At 63.4% G+C, this 14,241-nt stretch carries 14 protein-coding genes; 5 read left to right on the forward strand and 9 right to left on the reverse strand.

Annotated elements, in window-relative coordinates; translation table 11 throughout:
- Positions 1 to 11: 11 nt before the first annotated feature.
- Entirely contained in the window at positions 12 to 1,637 is a 1,626-nt protein-coding gene (cimA, locus tag AC1Q7F_RS10310) for a citramalate synthase (protein WP_492506372.1), read from the reverse strand.
- A gap of 160 nt (positions 1,638 to 1,797) precedes the next feature.
- Here cimA and lipB point away from each other — a divergent pair, with 160 nt between their 5' ends.
- Both lipB and AC1Q7F_RS10320 read left to right on the forward strand, forming a co-directional pair.
- A complete protein-coding gene (gene lipB, locus AC1Q7F_RS10315; protein WP_492506374.1) occupies positions 1,798 to 2,481 on the forward strand; it encodes a lipoyl(octanoyl) transferase LipB in 684 nt (227 codons plus the stop codon).
- 3 nt (positions 2,482 to 2,484) lie between these two features.
- The gene (locus AC1Q7F_RS10320; protein WP_492506376.1) at positions 2,485 to 2,694 is read left to right on the forward strand and encodes a hypothetical protein; all 210 of its coding nucleotides are present in this window, start codon (positions 2,485 to 2,487) and stop codon (positions 2,692 to 2,694) included.
- Here the strand turns inward: AC1Q7F_RS10320 and AC1Q7F_RS10325 are convergent, their stop codons facing one another.
- Positions 2,695 to 3,144, reverse strand: coding sequence for an RrF2 family transcriptional regulator (locus AC1Q7F_RS10325; protein ID WP_492506377.1), 450 nt, complete (start codon positions 3,142 to 3,144; stop codon positions 2,695 to 2,697).
- A 196-nt stretch (positions 3,145 to 3,340) separates the two neighbouring features.
- Between AC1Q7F_RS10325 and hmpA the strand changes: the two genes are divergently transcribed.
- A complete protein-coding gene (gene hmpA / locus AC1Q7F_RS10330; protein WP_492506379.1) occupies positions 3,341 to 4,558 on the forward strand; it encodes an NO-inducible flavohemoprotein in 1,218 nt (405 codons plus the stop codon).
- Between the two features lie 216 nt (positions 4,559 to 4,774).
- Complete coding sequence (locus AC1Q7F_RS10335; protein WP_492506381.1) at positions 4,775 to 7,201, forward strand: TonB-dependent receptor; 2,427 nt, start codon at positions 4,775 to 4,777, stop codon at positions 7,199 to 7,201.
- 113 nt (positions 7,202 to 7,314) lie between these two features.
- Here the strand turns inward: AC1Q7F_RS10335 and AC1Q7F_RS10340 are convergent, their stop codons facing one another.
- The 6 genes from AC1Q7F_RS10340 to AC1Q7F_RS10365 form a co-directional block, all read right to left on the reverse strand.
- Positions 7,315 to 7,581, reverse strand: coding sequence for a hypothetical protein (locus AC1Q7F_RS10340; RefSeq protein WP_492506383.1), 267 nt, complete (start codon positions 7,579 to 7,581; stop codon positions 7,315 to 7,317).
- 66 nt (positions 7,582 to 7,647) lie between these two features.
- Positions 7,648 to 8,022, reverse strand: a complete 375-nt coding sequence (locus AC1Q7F_RS10345; RefSeq protein WP_492506385.1) for a PRC-barrel domain-containing protein — start codon at positions 8,020 to 8,022, stop codon at positions 7,648 to 7,650.
- Positions 8,023 to 8,136: 114 nt separating this feature from the next.
- Positions 8,137 to 8,979 (reverse strand): ABC transporter permease subunit, encoded by an 843-nt coding sequence (locus AC1Q7F_RS10350; RefSeq protein ID WP_492506387.1) that lies wholly within the window; start codon positions 8,977 to 8,979, stop codon positions 8,137 to 8,139.
- On the reverse strand, positions 8,979 to 9,923 hold the full coding sequence (locus tag AC1Q7F_RS10355; RefSeq protein WP_492506389.1) for an ABC transporter permease subunit: 945 nt from the start codon (positions 9,921 to 9,923) through the stop codon (positions 8,979 to 8,981). Before AC1Q7F_RS10355 ends, AC1Q7F_RS10350 begins: the two co-directional genes overlap by 1 nt.
- A 17-nt stretch (positions 9,924 to 9,940) precedes the next feature.
- Complete coding sequence (locus AC1Q7F_RS10360; RefSeq protein ID WP_492506391.1) at positions 9,941 to 11,095, reverse strand: ABC transporter ATP-binding protein; 1,155 nt, start codon at positions 11,093 to 11,095, stop codon at positions 9,941 to 9,943.
- Between the two features lie 159 nt (positions 11,096 to 11,254).
- The gene (locus tag AC1Q7F_RS10365; RefSeq protein ID WP_492506393.1) at positions 11,255 to 11,653 is read right to left on the reverse strand and encodes a rhodanese-like domain-containing protein; all 399 of its coding nucleotides are present in this window, start codon (positions 11,651 to 11,653) and stop codon (positions 11,255 to 11,257) included.
- Between the two features lie 87 nt (positions 11,654 to 11,740).
- Between AC1Q7F_RS10365 and ftrA the strand changes: the two genes are divergently transcribed.
- Positions 11,741 to 12,745, forward strand: coding sequence for a transcriptional regulator FtrA (ftrA, locus tag AC1Q7F_RS10370; protein WP_492506395.1), 1,005 nt, complete (start codon positions 11,741 to 11,743; stop codon positions 12,743 to 12,745).
- On the opposite strand, the gene AC1Q7F_RS10375 is transcribed toward ftrA, so the two are convergent.
- A complete protein-coding gene (locus AC1Q7F_RS10375) occupies positions 12,709 to 14,232 on the reverse strand; it encodes a DUF3857 domain-containing protein (RefSeq protein WP_492506397.1) in 1,524 nt (507 codons plus the stop codon). The genes ftrA and AC1Q7F_RS10375 overlap by 37 nt on opposite strands.
- Between the last annotated feature and the right edge of the window lie 9 nt (positions 14,233 to 14,241).

Raw genomic sequence — 14,241 nt, forward strand, 5'->3', positions numbered from 1 at the left:
CGGCCTGGATATCAGGCCGCCCTTGTGCTGTCGATAGCGGCACCGGACCGGTAGAGGCAATAGGTGATGCTGTCGGACAGGGCGTTGAAGCTGGCATCGATGACGTTGGCCGAAACCCCGACGGTGGCCCAGCGATTGCCATGGCGGTCGGCAGTTTCGATCATGACGCGGGTCACCGCCTTGGTGCCGTCCTGGGCGTTCAGGATGCGGACCTTGTAATCGACCAGCCGCATGCCATCGAGCGCCGGATAGACGGGGATCAGGGCCTTGCGCAGGGCCTGGTCCAGGGCATTCACCGGGCCGTTGCCTTCGGCCACCGTCATCACTGTTTCGCCGTTGCCAGCGCCCGGCACCTCCACCTTGGTGGTGGCTTCCGACAGGGTCACCAGCTCGCCCTTGGCGTTCCAGCGGCGTTCGTCCAGCACGCGGAAGGCCGCCAGGCGAAAATAGTCCGGCACTTCCCCCAACGCCCGCCGCGCCAGCAGTTCGAAGCTGGCTTCCGCGCCATCGAAGGCGAAGCCTTCGAATTCCTTCTGTTTCACCAGATCGACCAGCAGGCCGACACGGTCATCCTTGGCATCAACCGCCACGCCGACTTCACGCAGGCGGGCCAGGATGTTGGACCGGCCGGCCTGGTCGGAGACCAGCACATGCCGGCGATTGCCGACCAACGACGGGTCGACATGCTCGTAACTGGTCGGATCCTTCTCCACGGCCGAAACATGAAGCCCGCCCTTGTGGGCAAACGCACTTTCGCCGACATAGGCCGCGTGGCGGTTGGAGGTGCGGTTCAGCCGCTCGTCCAGCATGCGGCTGATATGGACCAGCCTTGCCATGCCATCGCGGGAGATGCCGACATCGAAGCCCATCTTCACCGACAGCGTGGGGATCAGGGACAGCAGGTTGGCATTGCCGCAGCGTTCGCCCAGCCCGTTCAGCGTGCCCTGCACCAGCCGCACGCCGGCCCGCACGGCGGCGATGGAATTGGAGACGGCGTTTTCCGTATCATTATGGGTGTGGATGCCCAGATGGCTGCCGGGGATGCGCTTGGCCACTTCGCCGACGATGGCTTCCACCTCATGCGGCAGAGTGCCGCCATTGGTGTCGCACAGCACCACCCAGCGTGCTCCCGCCTCATACGCCGCCTGGGCACAGGAGAGCGCGTATTCCGGATTGGCCTTGTACCCATCAAAGAAATGTTCGGCGTCAAACAGCGGCTCCCGGCCGCGCGCCTTGATCTCCTTGATGCTGTCGGCGATCAGCGACAGGTTTTCGTCGCGCGGGATGCCGAGCGCGATATCGACATGGAAATCCCAGCTCTTTCCGACAATGCAGACGGCCTTGGCCGGGCTGTCCAGCAGGGCCGACAGACCCGGGTCGTTCGACGCGCTGCGGCCGGGCCGGCGGGTCATGCCGAAGGCGGTGAAGATCGCCTTGGGCAGGGTCGGCGGATCGGCGAAGAACGCGTCGTCGGTGGGGTTGGCACCGGGCCAGCCGCCTTCGACATAATCGATGCCCAGCGCGTCCAGCTCCTGCGCGATGGCGATCTTGTCCGCCACGGTGAAATCAACGCCGGAGGTCTGCGCCCCGTCGCGCAGCGTGGTGTCGTAGAGATAGACGCGGTTCGTTTCGTTCATAATCCAGGGCCAGATCGCAATGTCGTTGCCGAATGTGGCGCATCGAGGCCGGCGGATCAATGGTCATGCGCGCATGGGGCAACTGTCCTTGCTTTTCATCCCATTGGTCTTGACTGCGTTCTGCCCTAAATAGGGTCACCCTCAGCTTTCAGGTTAGATGATGATCGAGTGGCGGATCAGCGACCAGACTGTCGAATATCCCGACGCGCTTGCCTTCATGGAAGGGCGCGTCGCCGACATCCGTACCGGCACGGCGCCGGAGACGGTATGGCTGCTGGAACATCCCCCACTCTATACCGCCGGCACGTCGGCCAAGGAAACGGACCTGCTGGTGCCGATGCAGTTCCCCGTATTCCAGGCGGGACGCGGCGGGCAGTACACCTATCACGGGCCGGGGCAACGCATCGGCTATACCATGCTGGACGTGCAGGCCCGTGGTGGCGACCTGCATGATTTCGTCTGGCGGCTGGAGGAATGGCTGATCCGCACCCTGGCACAGTTCGCCGTGAAGGGGGAGCGCCGGTGCGGCCGCGTCGGCGTCTGGGTCGATATGGCGCCATTCGGGCAGCCGGGTGTGGAGAACAAGATCGCCGCCATCGGCGTGCGGGTGCGGCGCGGCGTGTCCTTTCACGGTGTATCGCTGAACGTGGAACCGGACCTGACGCATTTCGGTGGTATCGTGCCCTGCGGCATCCGCGAGCATGGGGTGACGTCGCTGGCCGCCTTGGGCCATATCGTCACCATGCCGGAGGTGGACATGGCCCTGCAGGCGGCGTTCGAGGATGTGTTCGGGAACGATGCCGTGCCGCGCCAGCCCGGTGTCTGCGCCGCGGCGGAGGGCTGAGCCATGGACAAACGGCGCAGCATCACGGCCCTGGTGCTTTATTTCGTGGGCGCGGCGGCGGTGATCGTTTCAGCCTTCATGCTGATCGACCCGTCACCGGAAAGCTATGGCCCGGCCCTGGTCGGGCTGCTGCTGGGCGTGCTGATTCTGGGCGTGGGCCGGGCCTGTCAGCATCTGGCGCGAATCCGCGATCTGATGGAAGGCCGGGGGTAATCAGGGCACCGCCGCCTCTTCCAGCCCCAGCATCTGCATCATGCCGGCCGGCCGGACCAGAAGATCGGCCAGCGTCACCTCGTCCAGCACCGCCATGAAGGCCAGCAGCGCCTTGCCTAGCACCTTCTGAAGCCGGCAATCGCTGGTGATAGGACAGGTATTGCCCGTCTCGAAACATTCCACCAGCGACATGTCGGCCTCCAACTGCCGGACCAGCGTGCCCAGGTTGATCTCCGCCGGTTCCCGCCCCAGGGCCAGGCCGCCATTGCGGCCGCGCAAGGTGCGGATATGGCCCAGCCGGCCCAGCTCATTGACGATCTTGGTCAGGTGGTTTTCAGAGATGCCATAGCGGGCCGCGATCTCCGGCACCGTGGCCAGCCCCTCGCGCTTCATGCCCAGATAGAGCATTACGCGCAGGCCGTAATCGGTATAGCGGGTCAGCCGCATCATCCATTCCTTCCCGGATCAACCCCTTCCCATGCCATCCACGCCCCCAACGGGGCAAGCGATGCGGGGTGCGGGCAGACATGCCCTCGCCTGAAACAAAAGATACATTCAAAATATTGCTTTTCGTTCTTCTGCGCAATAAGGTTCATTTTAAATACCTCTTTAAGTTCCCTATCCATTGACAGAGCGAGAAGGTCCGATGCTGTCCCCCCAAACCATCGCCACCGTGAAGGCCACCGCCCCCGTCATGCAGGAGCATGGCGAGACCATCACAAGGCACATGTATGCCAAGCTGCTGCGCGACCCAGCCATCCGCGCCATCTTCGACCCCACCCATCAGCGCAACGGCACCCAGGCCAAGGCCCTGGCGGGTGCGGTCGCCGCCTATGCCGCCAATATCGACAATCTGGCCGTGCTGGGCCCGGCGGTGGAGCGCATCGCGGAACGGCATGTGTCGTTGCAGGTGCAGCCCTATCATTACGATATCGTCGGCACCAACCTGCTGGGCTCCGTCGCGGATGTGCTGGGCAATGCCGCAACGCCGGCCATCATCCACGCCTGGACGGAGGCCTGGATGGCGCTGCGCGACATTTTCGTGGGCGTGGAGCAGGCCAAGTATAGTGACAACCAGGGGGCGCCCGGCGGTTGGTATGGCTGGCGCCGGTTCAAGGTGGCCTGCGCGGAGAATGAGTCCAGCGTCATCCGCAGCCTGTATCTGGAGCCCGAGGATGGCGGCGCCATCCTGTCCTTCCGGCCGGGCCAGTACCTGACCTTGCGCTTGACCGTCCCCGACCATGGGCCGCTGCTGCGCCATTACAGCCTGTCGGGTGCCTCCAACGGCAGCTCATACCGCATCTCCGTGAAGCGGGAGGCGGCACCGCTGGCGGGGGTGCCGGACGGGCTGAGTTCCACCTTCCTGCACCGGCATCTGTCGGTGGGCGATGTGGTTGATGTGGCACCGCCAGCCGGCAGCTTCACCGCACCCGACGGCAATGCCCCGCTGTTCCTGCTGGCCGGCGGCGTGGGTATCACGCCGATGATGGCGGTGGTGGAAACCGAACTGGCCGCCGGGTCCACCCGTCCGCTGCACCTGTTCCATGCCGTCCGCGACCGGTCGCACCAGGCCTTCGGCCCCGCCCTGCGCGCCCTGGCCGCCCGCCATACCAACCTGTCGGTCAGCATCTTTTATGAGCAGGCGGATGCCGGCGATCTGTTGGGCATCCATCACGACCGGGTGGGCCGCATCGACCCGGCGACCCTGGCCACTCTGCCCCAGGCCGCCGATGCCCATTTCATGGTTTGCGGCCCCAAAGGCTTCATGGCCAGCATGATCAGGGGTTTACGCACCGCTGGGGTGCCGGCCGACCGGATTCGCTATGAATTCTTCGGCTCACATGAAGAGGAACTGCTTGACTGAGGCGGTTTCGCCGCAAATTCACGCGTGCTGAAAAGCATAAAACCGCGGTTTTCCTTTGCCCACGGCGTCAGCAGATGCCGTGGGCATTTTTTATTCACGCGCCTGCATTTGAGGCATATTGCCGGCGTCAACGGGTTATGACAGCGTTAAGGTACGGTTAAAGCGCAACACCAAAGCTGCGCCCCGATAAGAAGAACGCGTGGGAGGAGTTACCCGATGTTCAGCAATACCAACGGACGCATCGCGTCCGGCCGCCACCCCTTTGCCTTGTCCCTGCTGATGTGCGGGGCCGCCGCCGTGGCCCTGCCCGCCCTGGCGCAGCAGCCGGCCCAACCTTCCGGCCCGATGCTGGAGGAGATTATCGTCACCGCCCGCAAGCGTGACGAGACCCTGAAGGATGTCCCCTTCTCCATCAACGCCATGAGTGCCGACAGCATGCGGGCGGCCGGGGCGGAGAATATCGAGGACGTGTCGCGCAACATTGTCGGCCTGTCGATCCAGAATCTGGGTCCCGGCCAGAGCCAGGTGGCCATCCGCGGCATCTCCGCCGGCCAGATCGTGCGTGATCAGCCCGGCGTGAAGGAACAGGTCGGCGTCTATCTGGACGAGTCGGTGATTTCCCTGTCGCTGTTCACGCCCGACCTGGACCTTTATGACCTGAACCGCGTGGAAGTGCTGCGCGGGCCGCAGGGTACGCTGTACGGCTCCGGCTCGCTGTCGGGCACCATCCGCTATATCACCAACAAACCCGAACAGGGCGCCCAGGAAAGCACCACCGAACTGTCGGTGGAACAGATCGATGGCGGCAGCACGGGGTACAGCGCCAAGGCCATGGTCAATGTGCCCCTGACCGACACGCTGGCCCTGCGCGCCGTCGGCTATGGCACCCGCTATGCCGGCTTCATCGACGCGATACAGCCCGATGGCAGCGTCAAGAAGGACGTCAATGACGGGTTCCGCACGGGCGTGCGCCTGTCGCTGGGCTGGCAGCCCACGGAGAATATCACCATCACGCCGCGCCTGATCTATCAGGAGATCGAGGCCAACGGCTTCAACCGCGAGGATGATTTCAACATCATCGCCAACGAGCTGGTGACCACCGGCAGCCGTCTGTTCGACTTCAAGAAGCGCCAGCAATTCACCCAGCTGGAAGAGAAGTTCGAAGACCAATTCATGCTGGCCGACCTCACCATCGAGGCTGATCTGGGTGCGGTAACAGCTACCTCCATCACCTCGGTCACCGACCGCGACCTGCTGGTCTATCGCGACGCCACGCAGCTGACCGGTTCCATCACCGGCCAGCCGGGCGTGCTGTCGCCCACCGGCCTGTCGCGGCAGGTCTATACGCTGGACGCGCCCCTTTCGGATGAGACCAGCGTCAAGGTCTTCACGCAGGAGGCGCGCCTGGCCTCCAACGATGACGGGCCGTTCCAGTGGGTGGCCGGCGCCTTCTATTCCAAGATCGACCGCAAATATGCCCAGACCCTGAATGTCGATGGGTTTGAAAGCATCACCGGTATCGACAGCAATGGGCCCACGGCGCAGAACGGGCTGGACGAGCTGTATTGGTCCCGCATCCCCTATGATTTCAAGCAGATCGCCTTGTTCGGCGAAGGGTCCTACGACCTGACCGAACAGCTGTCGGCTACGGTCGGTCTGCGCTATTTCGATTTCAAGGAGAAGCGCACGCTGAATTTCGACGGCATCTTCGCCGACCGCGCCCAGGGTGTGAAGGGCGAGACCAGCAGCGACGGCTTCTCGCCCCGCGCCATCCTGTCCTATGACGCCACTGAAGACGTGACGATCAATGCACAGGTGTCGAAGGGCTTCCGCCTGGGCGGCATCAACGATCCGCTGAACGTGCCGCTCTGTTCCGCCGCCGACCGCACCACCTTCGGCGGGCGTGACAGTTTCGACAATGAACAGGTCTGGAACTATGAGATGGGGGCCAAGATCAGCTTCGCCGGCGGCCGCGGCGCCCTGAACATCGCCGGCTATTATACCGACATCTCCAACCTTCAGGTGACGCTGGATGCCGGTACTTGTTCGTCGCGCATCGTGTTCAATGCCGATGCCCGCACGCGGGGCACGGAAGCCGAATTCAGCTATCAGCTGACCGACGCGCTGAACCTGTCGCTGTCCGGTTCGTTCAATGACAGCGAATTCACGGAAACCGTGACCTCGCAGGGGGCGACCGGCGGGGCCGTGCTGGTGGGCGGTATCAAGAAGGGCAACCGTCTGCCCACCGTGCCGCGTTTCCAGTTCAGCGCCCAGAGCAAGTGGGAGGATGAGATCAGTGCCGACCTGTTGGGCTTCGTCGTCGCCACCTATCAGTTCGTGGGCTCCCGCTACACCCAGTCGGTGGACCAGGATTCCGCATCGGTGGGCACCTTCACCCGCATCCCGATCGGGTCGCAGCCGGGCACGGCCTACAGCTTCGATCCCAAGCTGCCTTCCTACAGCAACGTCAACCTGCGCATGGGCGTGAAGAAGGACGAGTGGGAGATCGCCACCTACGTCAACAACCTGTTCGACGAGAATGCCAGGCTGTCGCTGGACCGCGAACGCGGCTTCCGTGCCCGTGTGGCCTATCAGGTGGCCAAGCCCCGCACCTTCGGCGCCCAGGTCAGCACGCGTTTCTGAGTTTTCTCCATGGTCACCACATGAAGAAAACCCCGGCGGAAGTGATTCCGCCGGGGGTTGGTCATTGGACCCAAGTTGAACGCGGGACACAGATGAAGGGAGGATGCAGAAAATCAGTGATGACGCCCGGGGTCGGACTCGTCGCGCTTGTTCTGCCGGGCCTGGGCCTTCTGCTCATCTGTCGGCGCCGTCAGCACGCCGTGGCCCTGGCCCTTGCCTTCAGCCTGCGGTGGTGGCTTGGCCGTCACCCGCTGCTGGGCCGCGACCGGGTCGCTGGCGGGGAAGGTATCGTCAAGGTCGCTGTCCAGGTCATGCTCCGTCCGCCGGGGCGGGGGATTGGCCCTGGACGCGGGGGGATGCTTGTCATCGGGGCGCGGCATCGTTTCCTCCTGGCGGCCGCAGGGGCCGCCTTGCCTATCGTTTCGGATATGCGTGGGAAAGGGACGTCACATCCAATAGGGCGGGACGTTGTAATAGGTCGACACGGGCTCGCGCCAGCGGCGATCATCGGGGCCCAGTTCCTGCTCGGAATAGGACGGGGCATTTTCCAGACGGGACTTGTCCAGCGGCACGACATAGCCTTCCTTGTCGGTGTCGTATTTCAGCACCGACCAGGGCAGCGGGTGATAGCGCTCGCCGATCCCCAGAAAGCCGCCGAAGGCCATGATGGCATAGGCGACGTTGCCGGTGCGCTTGTTCAGCATCACGTCCTCGACGTGGCCGATCTTGTCGCCGGTCTGGCTATAGACATCGGTGCCGTTCACCTTGTCGGCGCTGATGCAGGTCGTGGTCTCGTTCAGGGCAACATTGCTGGTGGCCATGATACTGGTCCTTCCTGTCGTGGAGGTTACGTGTAGATAACCCCTGGGACAGGCACCGGTTCCATCAAGGTCACAGAAAAGGCGCGGTTCAACCGTGGCAAAGACCGGGGTGGTTCACCCCTGCTGCGCCATCTGCTCATCGCGCTGCCGGGCCTTCTCAGCCCGTGCATTGTAGATGCCGGCGCAGATGATGCCGATGGCAACGATGGTGACCACGATGGTGGCCAGCGCATTCACCTTGGGCGACAGGCCCAGGCGCACCGACGAGAACACGATCTGCGGCAGGGTGGTGGAACCGGGACCCGACACGAAGCTGGTGATCACCAGATCGTCCAGCGAAAGCGTGAAGGCCAGCAGCCAGCCCGACACGATGGCCGGCGCGATCAGCGGCAGGGTGATGACGAAGAACACCTTGGCCGGCCGCGCGCCCAGATCCATCGCCGCCTCCTCCAGGCTGGCATCCATGGAAACCAGCCGCGACTGCACCACCACGGTCACAAAGGCCATGGTGAAGGTGATGTGGGCCAGAACGATGGTCAGCATGCCGCGTCCGATCGACCAATCGAATATCGGTTCGATGATCTGATCGATGCTGACGAACAGCAGCAGCAGCGACAGGCCCATGATCACTTCCGGCATGACCAGCGGTGCCGACACCATGCCGGAGAACAGGGCCCGCCCCTTGAACGGGCCGAACCGCGCCAGCATCATCCCTGCCATGGTGCCCAGCACCACGGCAAAGCTGGCGGAGATGAAGGCGACGCGCACCGACAGCCAGGCGGCCGACAAGAGCTGGTCGTCGCGCATCAGTTCGCCGTACCAGCGGAAGGAGAACTCGCTCCACACTGACACCGACCGGTTGTCGTTGAAGGACAGCACGATCAGCAGAACGATGGGCAGATAGAGGAACAGCAGGCCGGTGACGAGGCCCAAGCGCAGGAACCAGGATTTCGGCATTACGGGTGCCCCCCCTGTTTGCCCTGCACATTCTGGAACAGCATGATCGGCACCACCAGGAACAGCAGCAAAGCCACGGCCACGGCCGATGCCAGCGGCCAGTCGCGGTTATTGAAAAACTCCGTCCACAGCGTTCGCCCGATCATCAGCGTGTCCGGGCCGCCCAGCAGTTCGGGGATCACGAACTCACCCATGGCCGGGATGAACACCAGCAGCGCACCCGCCACCATCCCGGGGATCGACAGCGGCAGGGTGATGGCCAGGAACGCCTTCCAGGGCGGGCATCCCAGATCGGCTGCCGCCTCCAGCAACGTATTGTCCAGCTTTTCCAGCGTCGAATAGAGCGGCAGGATCATGAAGGGCAGATAGGAATAGGTGATGCCGATATAGGTGGCCACCGGCGTGTAGAGGATCTGCAGGGGCTCATTGATGATGCCCAGCCACATCAGCACATTGTTCAGCACGCCATTGTTGGACAGGATGCCGATCCAGGCATAGACGCGGATCAGGAAGCTGGTCCAGAAGGGCAGGATGATCAGCATCAGAAGCGGCGCCCGCCATTTCGGATCGGCCTTGGCAATGGCATAGGCCACCGGATATCCGAGCAACAGGCAGCAGATGGTGGAGATGAAGGCGATCTTCACGCTGTTCAGATAGGCGACGATGTAGAGATCATCCGTCAGCATGTAGTGGAAATTATAGAAGGTGACGGTGATCTGGTATTTCAGTTCCTCCACATTCTCGATCAGCGCGGTGAAGGGCGGGATCGCCATCTGGCTTTCGGCCAGCGCGATCTTCAGCACGATCAGGAACGGGACCAGGAAGAACAGCAGCAACCAGGCATAGGGCACCGCGATGACCAGCGCCCGGCCCGACAATCCGATGCGCTGCAACAGGCCCAGGAAGCCTGTATGCCGCATTTCACTATTCGCTGTCTCGGCCATGGGTCAGCCCCTTCCCGTCAGTTGGTCAGGACGCTGCCGGCGAACGGCCGCCAGGACAGGTGGACGCGGTCTTCCCAGGTGATGGGCATTTCCGTGCGCCGCGTCACCATCGGCGCCGTCACCCGCACCCGCTTGCCGGTATCCAGCAGGATTTCATAGATCGAAACGTCGCCCAGATAGGCGATCTCCTTCACGATGCCCGAGGCCCGGTTGCGGCCATCGCCATCGGCCGGCGCATCCTTGGAGATGCTGACCTTCTCCGGCCGCACCGCGACCCAGCATTCGGTGCCCGGCGCCAGATGGCCGGGATGGGAGACATAGAGGTCGCAATCCGCCTCGTCCGACCGGATCAGGGAATGATCGGGCTCGCTCTCCAGAATACGGCCATGGAACATATTGACCGACCCAATGAATTCCGCCGTCATCCGGCTGTTGGGATATTCATAGATCTCAGTTGGTGTGCCGACCTGGGCGATATAGCCGCGGTTCATGACGGCGATGCGCGACGACATGGTCATCGCCTCTTCCTGGTCATGGGTCACGACCACGAAGGTGATCCCCACCTTTTCCTGAATGTTCACCAACTCGAACTGCGTCTGTTCGCGCAGTTTCTTGTCGAGCGCGCCCAGCGGTTCATCCAGCAGCAGCAGCTTTGGCTTCTTCACCAGGGCGCGGGCCAGAGCCACACGCTGGCGCTGGCCGCCCGACAGCTGGTGCGGGCGGCGCTTGCCGAACTGGCTCAGCTGCACAAGGTTGAGGGCTTCGGCCACGCGCTCCTGGATCTCCGCCTTGCCCACCTTGTCCTGGTGCAGGCCGAAGGCGATGTTGGCCTCCACACTCATGTGCGGAAACAGGGCGTAGGACTGGAACATCATGTTCACGGGCCGCTCATAGGGCGGCACGTTGGACATATCGACGCCGTCAATGAAGATCTTGCCCTCGGTCGGCCGCTCAAACCCCGCCAGCATGCGCAGCAGCGTCGTCTTGCCCGAGCCCGACCCGCCCAGCAGGGAGAAGAATTCTCCCCGGTAGATCGACAGGGAAACATCATCGACGGCGGTGAAATCACCGAACTTCTTGGTCACCTTCTCGATACGGACATAGGGCTTCTCATTCGGGTCCCGCCAAGGTTCCAACTTGGTCTGGGTCCGCGAGGGCTGCGCATTGGCCATGTCCGTATCTGTCCCTGTCCGGTTGGCAATATCGGTAGGTGGCGTGGCGTTTCACGCACCGCACAATTCTACACGCGTCGATGGCCGGACGGATAGGGGGAGCATTGATGGGACGGACAATTTTCACGGAAGTTGGTTAAATGCTCCCCCGGCTTCGGCTCAGTTGCCCTCCGCGAAACTGTATCCCTCATCCGCCCAGCCTGTCATGCCGCCGATCATCAGCTTCACGGGCCGGCCCAGCTGGGCCAGGCGCAAGGCACCCTTGTCGGCGCCGTTGCAATGCGGGCCGGCGCAATAGGTGACGAACAAAGTGTCGGCCGGATAGTCGGCCAGCCGCTTTTCCGTCAGGTCCATGACGGGGATGTTGACGGCGCCGGGCACATGGGCGGTCGCATAGGCCTTGCGGCCGCGCACATCCAGCAGCACGAATCCGGGATTGCCCGACGCAAAGGCGGCGAAGACGTCGGCGCAGTCGGTTTCCAGCGACAGGCGGCGTTCGACATGGGCGATCATCTCGGCGGCGGGGGCGGCGTGGATGCGGGTGACTTCGTTCGACATCGGATCATCTCCTGTTTGGCTGATGCCCCAGAATGGCCGGGACACCCCCTTCGCAAAACACCGCGCCTGCCATAAAATGTCGAAATCATGCCAAAGCGATCCCCCACCATCCGCACCCCGAACCGCACCGTCGCCATCCTGGCCTATGATGGTTTATGCACCTTCGAATTCGGCATCGCGGTGGAGGTGTTCGGCCTGCCGCGACCGGAAATGGGGCCGGACTGGTACCGGGCCAAAGTGGTAGCGGTGGAGCCGGGGCCGCTGTCGGCCATGGGCGGCATCACGGTGGCGGCCGATGGCGACCTGTCGCTGCTGGCGGATGCCGGCACCATCATCGTGCCGGGCTGGCGGGCGGCGGGCGCCCAGGTGCCCGACGATCTGTGTCTGGCCCTGCGCGCAGCACACGAAGGCGGAAGCCGGCTGGTGTCGATCTGTTCGGGTGCCTTCGTGCTGGCGGCGGCCGGTCTGCTGTCAGGCCGCGACGCCACCACCCATTGGCGGTACGAGGCCATCCTGGCCGAACGCCATCCCGACATCCGCTACCGCCCCGGCCTGCTCTATGTCGATCATGGCGACGTGCTGACCTCGGCCGGGTCGGCTGCCGGTCTGGACCTGTGCCTGCATATCGTGCGCAAGGATTTCGGCGGCGCCATCGCCAATCAGGTGGCACAAAGGCTGGTCCTGTCCTCCCACCGCGACGGGGCCCAGAAACAGGTGCTGCCAAGACCCGTCCCCACCGAGCATGAGGGACGGCGCCTGTCGCCGCTGCTGGACCGGCTGCGTCAGGAACTGGACCGCGACCATGCGCTGCGTGACCTGGCCGACAGCGTCGGCATGAGCCTGCGCACCTTCATCCGCCGCTTCCAGGACCTGACGGGCCTGTCACCGGGCGAATGGCTGCTGCGGGAACGGGTGGCGCGGGCCGAGCAGTTGCTGGCGGAGACGGGGGCCAGCGTGGAGGATGTGGCGACGGCCTGCGGCTTCCCCACCGCCGCCGCCCTTCGCTATCATTTCCGCAACCGGCTGGGCGTGGCGCCCAGCCGGTATCGCCGGCGTCAGGGGGCGGGTGCCAGCGAGATGGAAGTGCGATAGTCCGATCGTATCGCCTCCTGCAGCTTGGCAACCTCAGCCCGGACGGGACCTTCACAGAGTGGCCCCTTGATCTTGCTGACGAATTCACGCCGCACCGTGACCTTGTCGCCCTTTTGCGTCCAGCGCACGGAATATTCGGTACCGGCACCAGACAGGGTTTTCTCTTTAGGCAGGCTGACCAGTTGTCGGCCCGGTGGAAGGGTAAGCGACAGCACGCTGACCTGACGACCTGGCAAACAGATGGTCGGCTCCTCCGGCGGTGTATTGCCATAAAGGGCACCGTTCAGCAGATCACCCGGCCGCGGCAGCACGGCATGACCGGCGGGCGGGCTGAACGATTCCCCCTCCAGAATCTCCGGTCGCGCCTCTAGGGTGAAACGGCCCGAGATGCGATATGTGGGTGTCAGAAGATGCGGGTCGTCCGGCTTGTCAAACACACCCTCGCCCCGTTGGCTCAGGTTCGACAGGGATTGCGACGCGCCACGTTCCAGCCCGAGAGACAGGATGCCACTGCCGCTGCGGCGCAACAGGTCGGCAAACATGCCATTGGCCTCAACAACAGAGCTACCCGTCATGCTGCCATCCGGCAACAATTTGGCCTCCGTCGTAAGGGTCGTGTTGCCACCATCCAGCGGCGGAACCGGCGTCATGGCCGGGGCCGACCCCTTCTGCGTCAGGTGCAGCACCGGCTTGCCATAATCGCCCATAGGCAGGTTGCCGAACCGTACCGTGCCGGACGTCGTATCCAGATAAAGGTCCAGTGAGGGAATGTAGGTGATCATATGGTTGAATGCGTCTAGCGTCGGCACGCTGGGCAGGCGGTAGCCGTTGGTGCCGTTGATCACCACCAGCTCACTGTCAATGCCGCGTGCCTTCAGCAATGCACTGAACAGAACCGCCTTGTCCTTACAATCGCCATAGCGGTTGGTCAGGATCTGCCCCGACTCATGCGGTTCGATGCCACCCATGCCCAGGAACAGGGCGACATACCGCACCTCGGTCGCCACCCAGTTATAAAGCCGTTCCGCCTCCTCCCGCTTGGAGGTGGCGCCCTTGGTGATCTCGTCCGCCTTGGCTTGGATTTCCGGCTTCACCTGCACCTTGGGCATGGCCATGGCGGCATAGGTGCGGGAAAGGGTCTGCCAGTCCGGGAAGGTGGATACCAGCACGCGGTCATAGCGATCCAGCGGCGCCAGCGTGCCACGATCTTCCTTGATCGGCTTGACATTGGCATAGGTCCATTCCAGGACCTGATCCTTGCCCGCCACCTTCTTCATGACCGCCACGCCATAGTTCTCAAGGCGGATGTCGGCCTTGCCGGGCAGGCGGACCGTCTGTTCCGAACGTTCGACAAAAACCACGGGGGAATAGAAGATCTGGGAGGTAAAATAACCGGGGAAATAGGGTTTTACCCGCGTACGCTTTACCTTGTAGGAGATGGTGTCGCCCGCCGCCACGTCGGGGAAGATGATAACCTTCCGCCGCATGTCATTGAA

Source organism: Niveispirillum sp. GW835-FHT14G11 (assembly GCF_058793615.1).

Excerpts from the sequence above, each read along its gene's own strand:
- AC1Q7F_RS10365 (WP_492506393.1), bottom strand. The coding sequence starts at position 11,653 with ATGTCGAACGAAGTCACCCGCATCCACGCCGCCCCCGCCGCCGAGATG.
- AC1Q7F_RS10335 (WP_492506381.1), top strand. The coding sequence starts at position 4,775 with ATGTTCAGCAATACCAACGGACGCATCGCGTCCGGCCGCCACCCCTTT.
- AC1Q7F_RS10355 (WP_492506389.1), bottom strand. The coding sequence starts at position 9,923 with ATGGCCGAGACAGCGAATAGTGAAATGCGGCATACAGGCTTCCTGGGC.
- AC1Q7F_RS10360 (WP_492506391.1), bottom strand. The coding sequence starts at position 11,095 with ATGGCCAATGCGCAGCCCTCGCGGACCCAGACCAAGTTGGAACCTTGG.
- lipB (WP_492506374.1), top strand. The coding sequence starts at position 1,798 with ATGATCGAGTGGCGGATCAGCGACCAGACTGTCGAATATCCCGACGCG.
- AC1Q7F_RS10350 (WP_492506387.1), bottom strand. The coding sequence starts at position 8,979 with ATGCCGAAATCCTGGTTCCTGCGCTTGGGCCTCGTCACCGGCCTGCTG.
- AC1Q7F_RS10325 (WP_492506377.1), bottom strand. The coding sequence starts at position 3,144 with ATGATGCGGCTGACCCGCTATACCGATTACGGCCTGCGCGTAATGCTC.
- cimA (WP_492506372.1), bottom strand. The coding sequence starts at position 1,637 with ATGAACGAAACGAACCGCGTCTATCTCTACGACACCACGCTGCGCGAC.
- hmpA (WP_492506379.1), top strand. The coding sequence starts at position 3,341 with ATGCTGTCCCCCCAAACCATCGCCACCGTGAAGGCCACCGCCCCCGTC.
- AC1Q7F_RS10345 (WP_492506385.1), bottom strand. The coding sequence starts at position 8,022 with ATGGCCACCAGCAATGTTGCCCTGAACGAGACCACGACCTGCATCAGC.
- AC1Q7F_RS10320 (WP_492506376.1), top strand. The coding sequence starts at position 2,485 with ATGGACAAACGGCGCAGCATCACGGCCCTGGTGCTTTATTTCGTGGGC.
- AC1Q7F_RS10375 (WP_492506397.1), bottom strand. The coding sequence starts at position 14,232 with ATGCGGCGGAAGGTTATCATCTTCCCCGACGTGGCGGCGGGCGACACC.
- ftrA (WP_492506395.1), top strand. The coding sequence starts at position 11,741 with ATGCCAAAGCGATCCCCCACCATCCGCACCCCGAACCGCACCGTCGCC.
- AC1Q7F_RS10340 (WP_492506383.1), bottom strand. The coding sequence starts at position 7,581 with ATGCCGCGCCCCGATGACAAGCATCCCCCCGCGTCCAGGGCCAATCCC.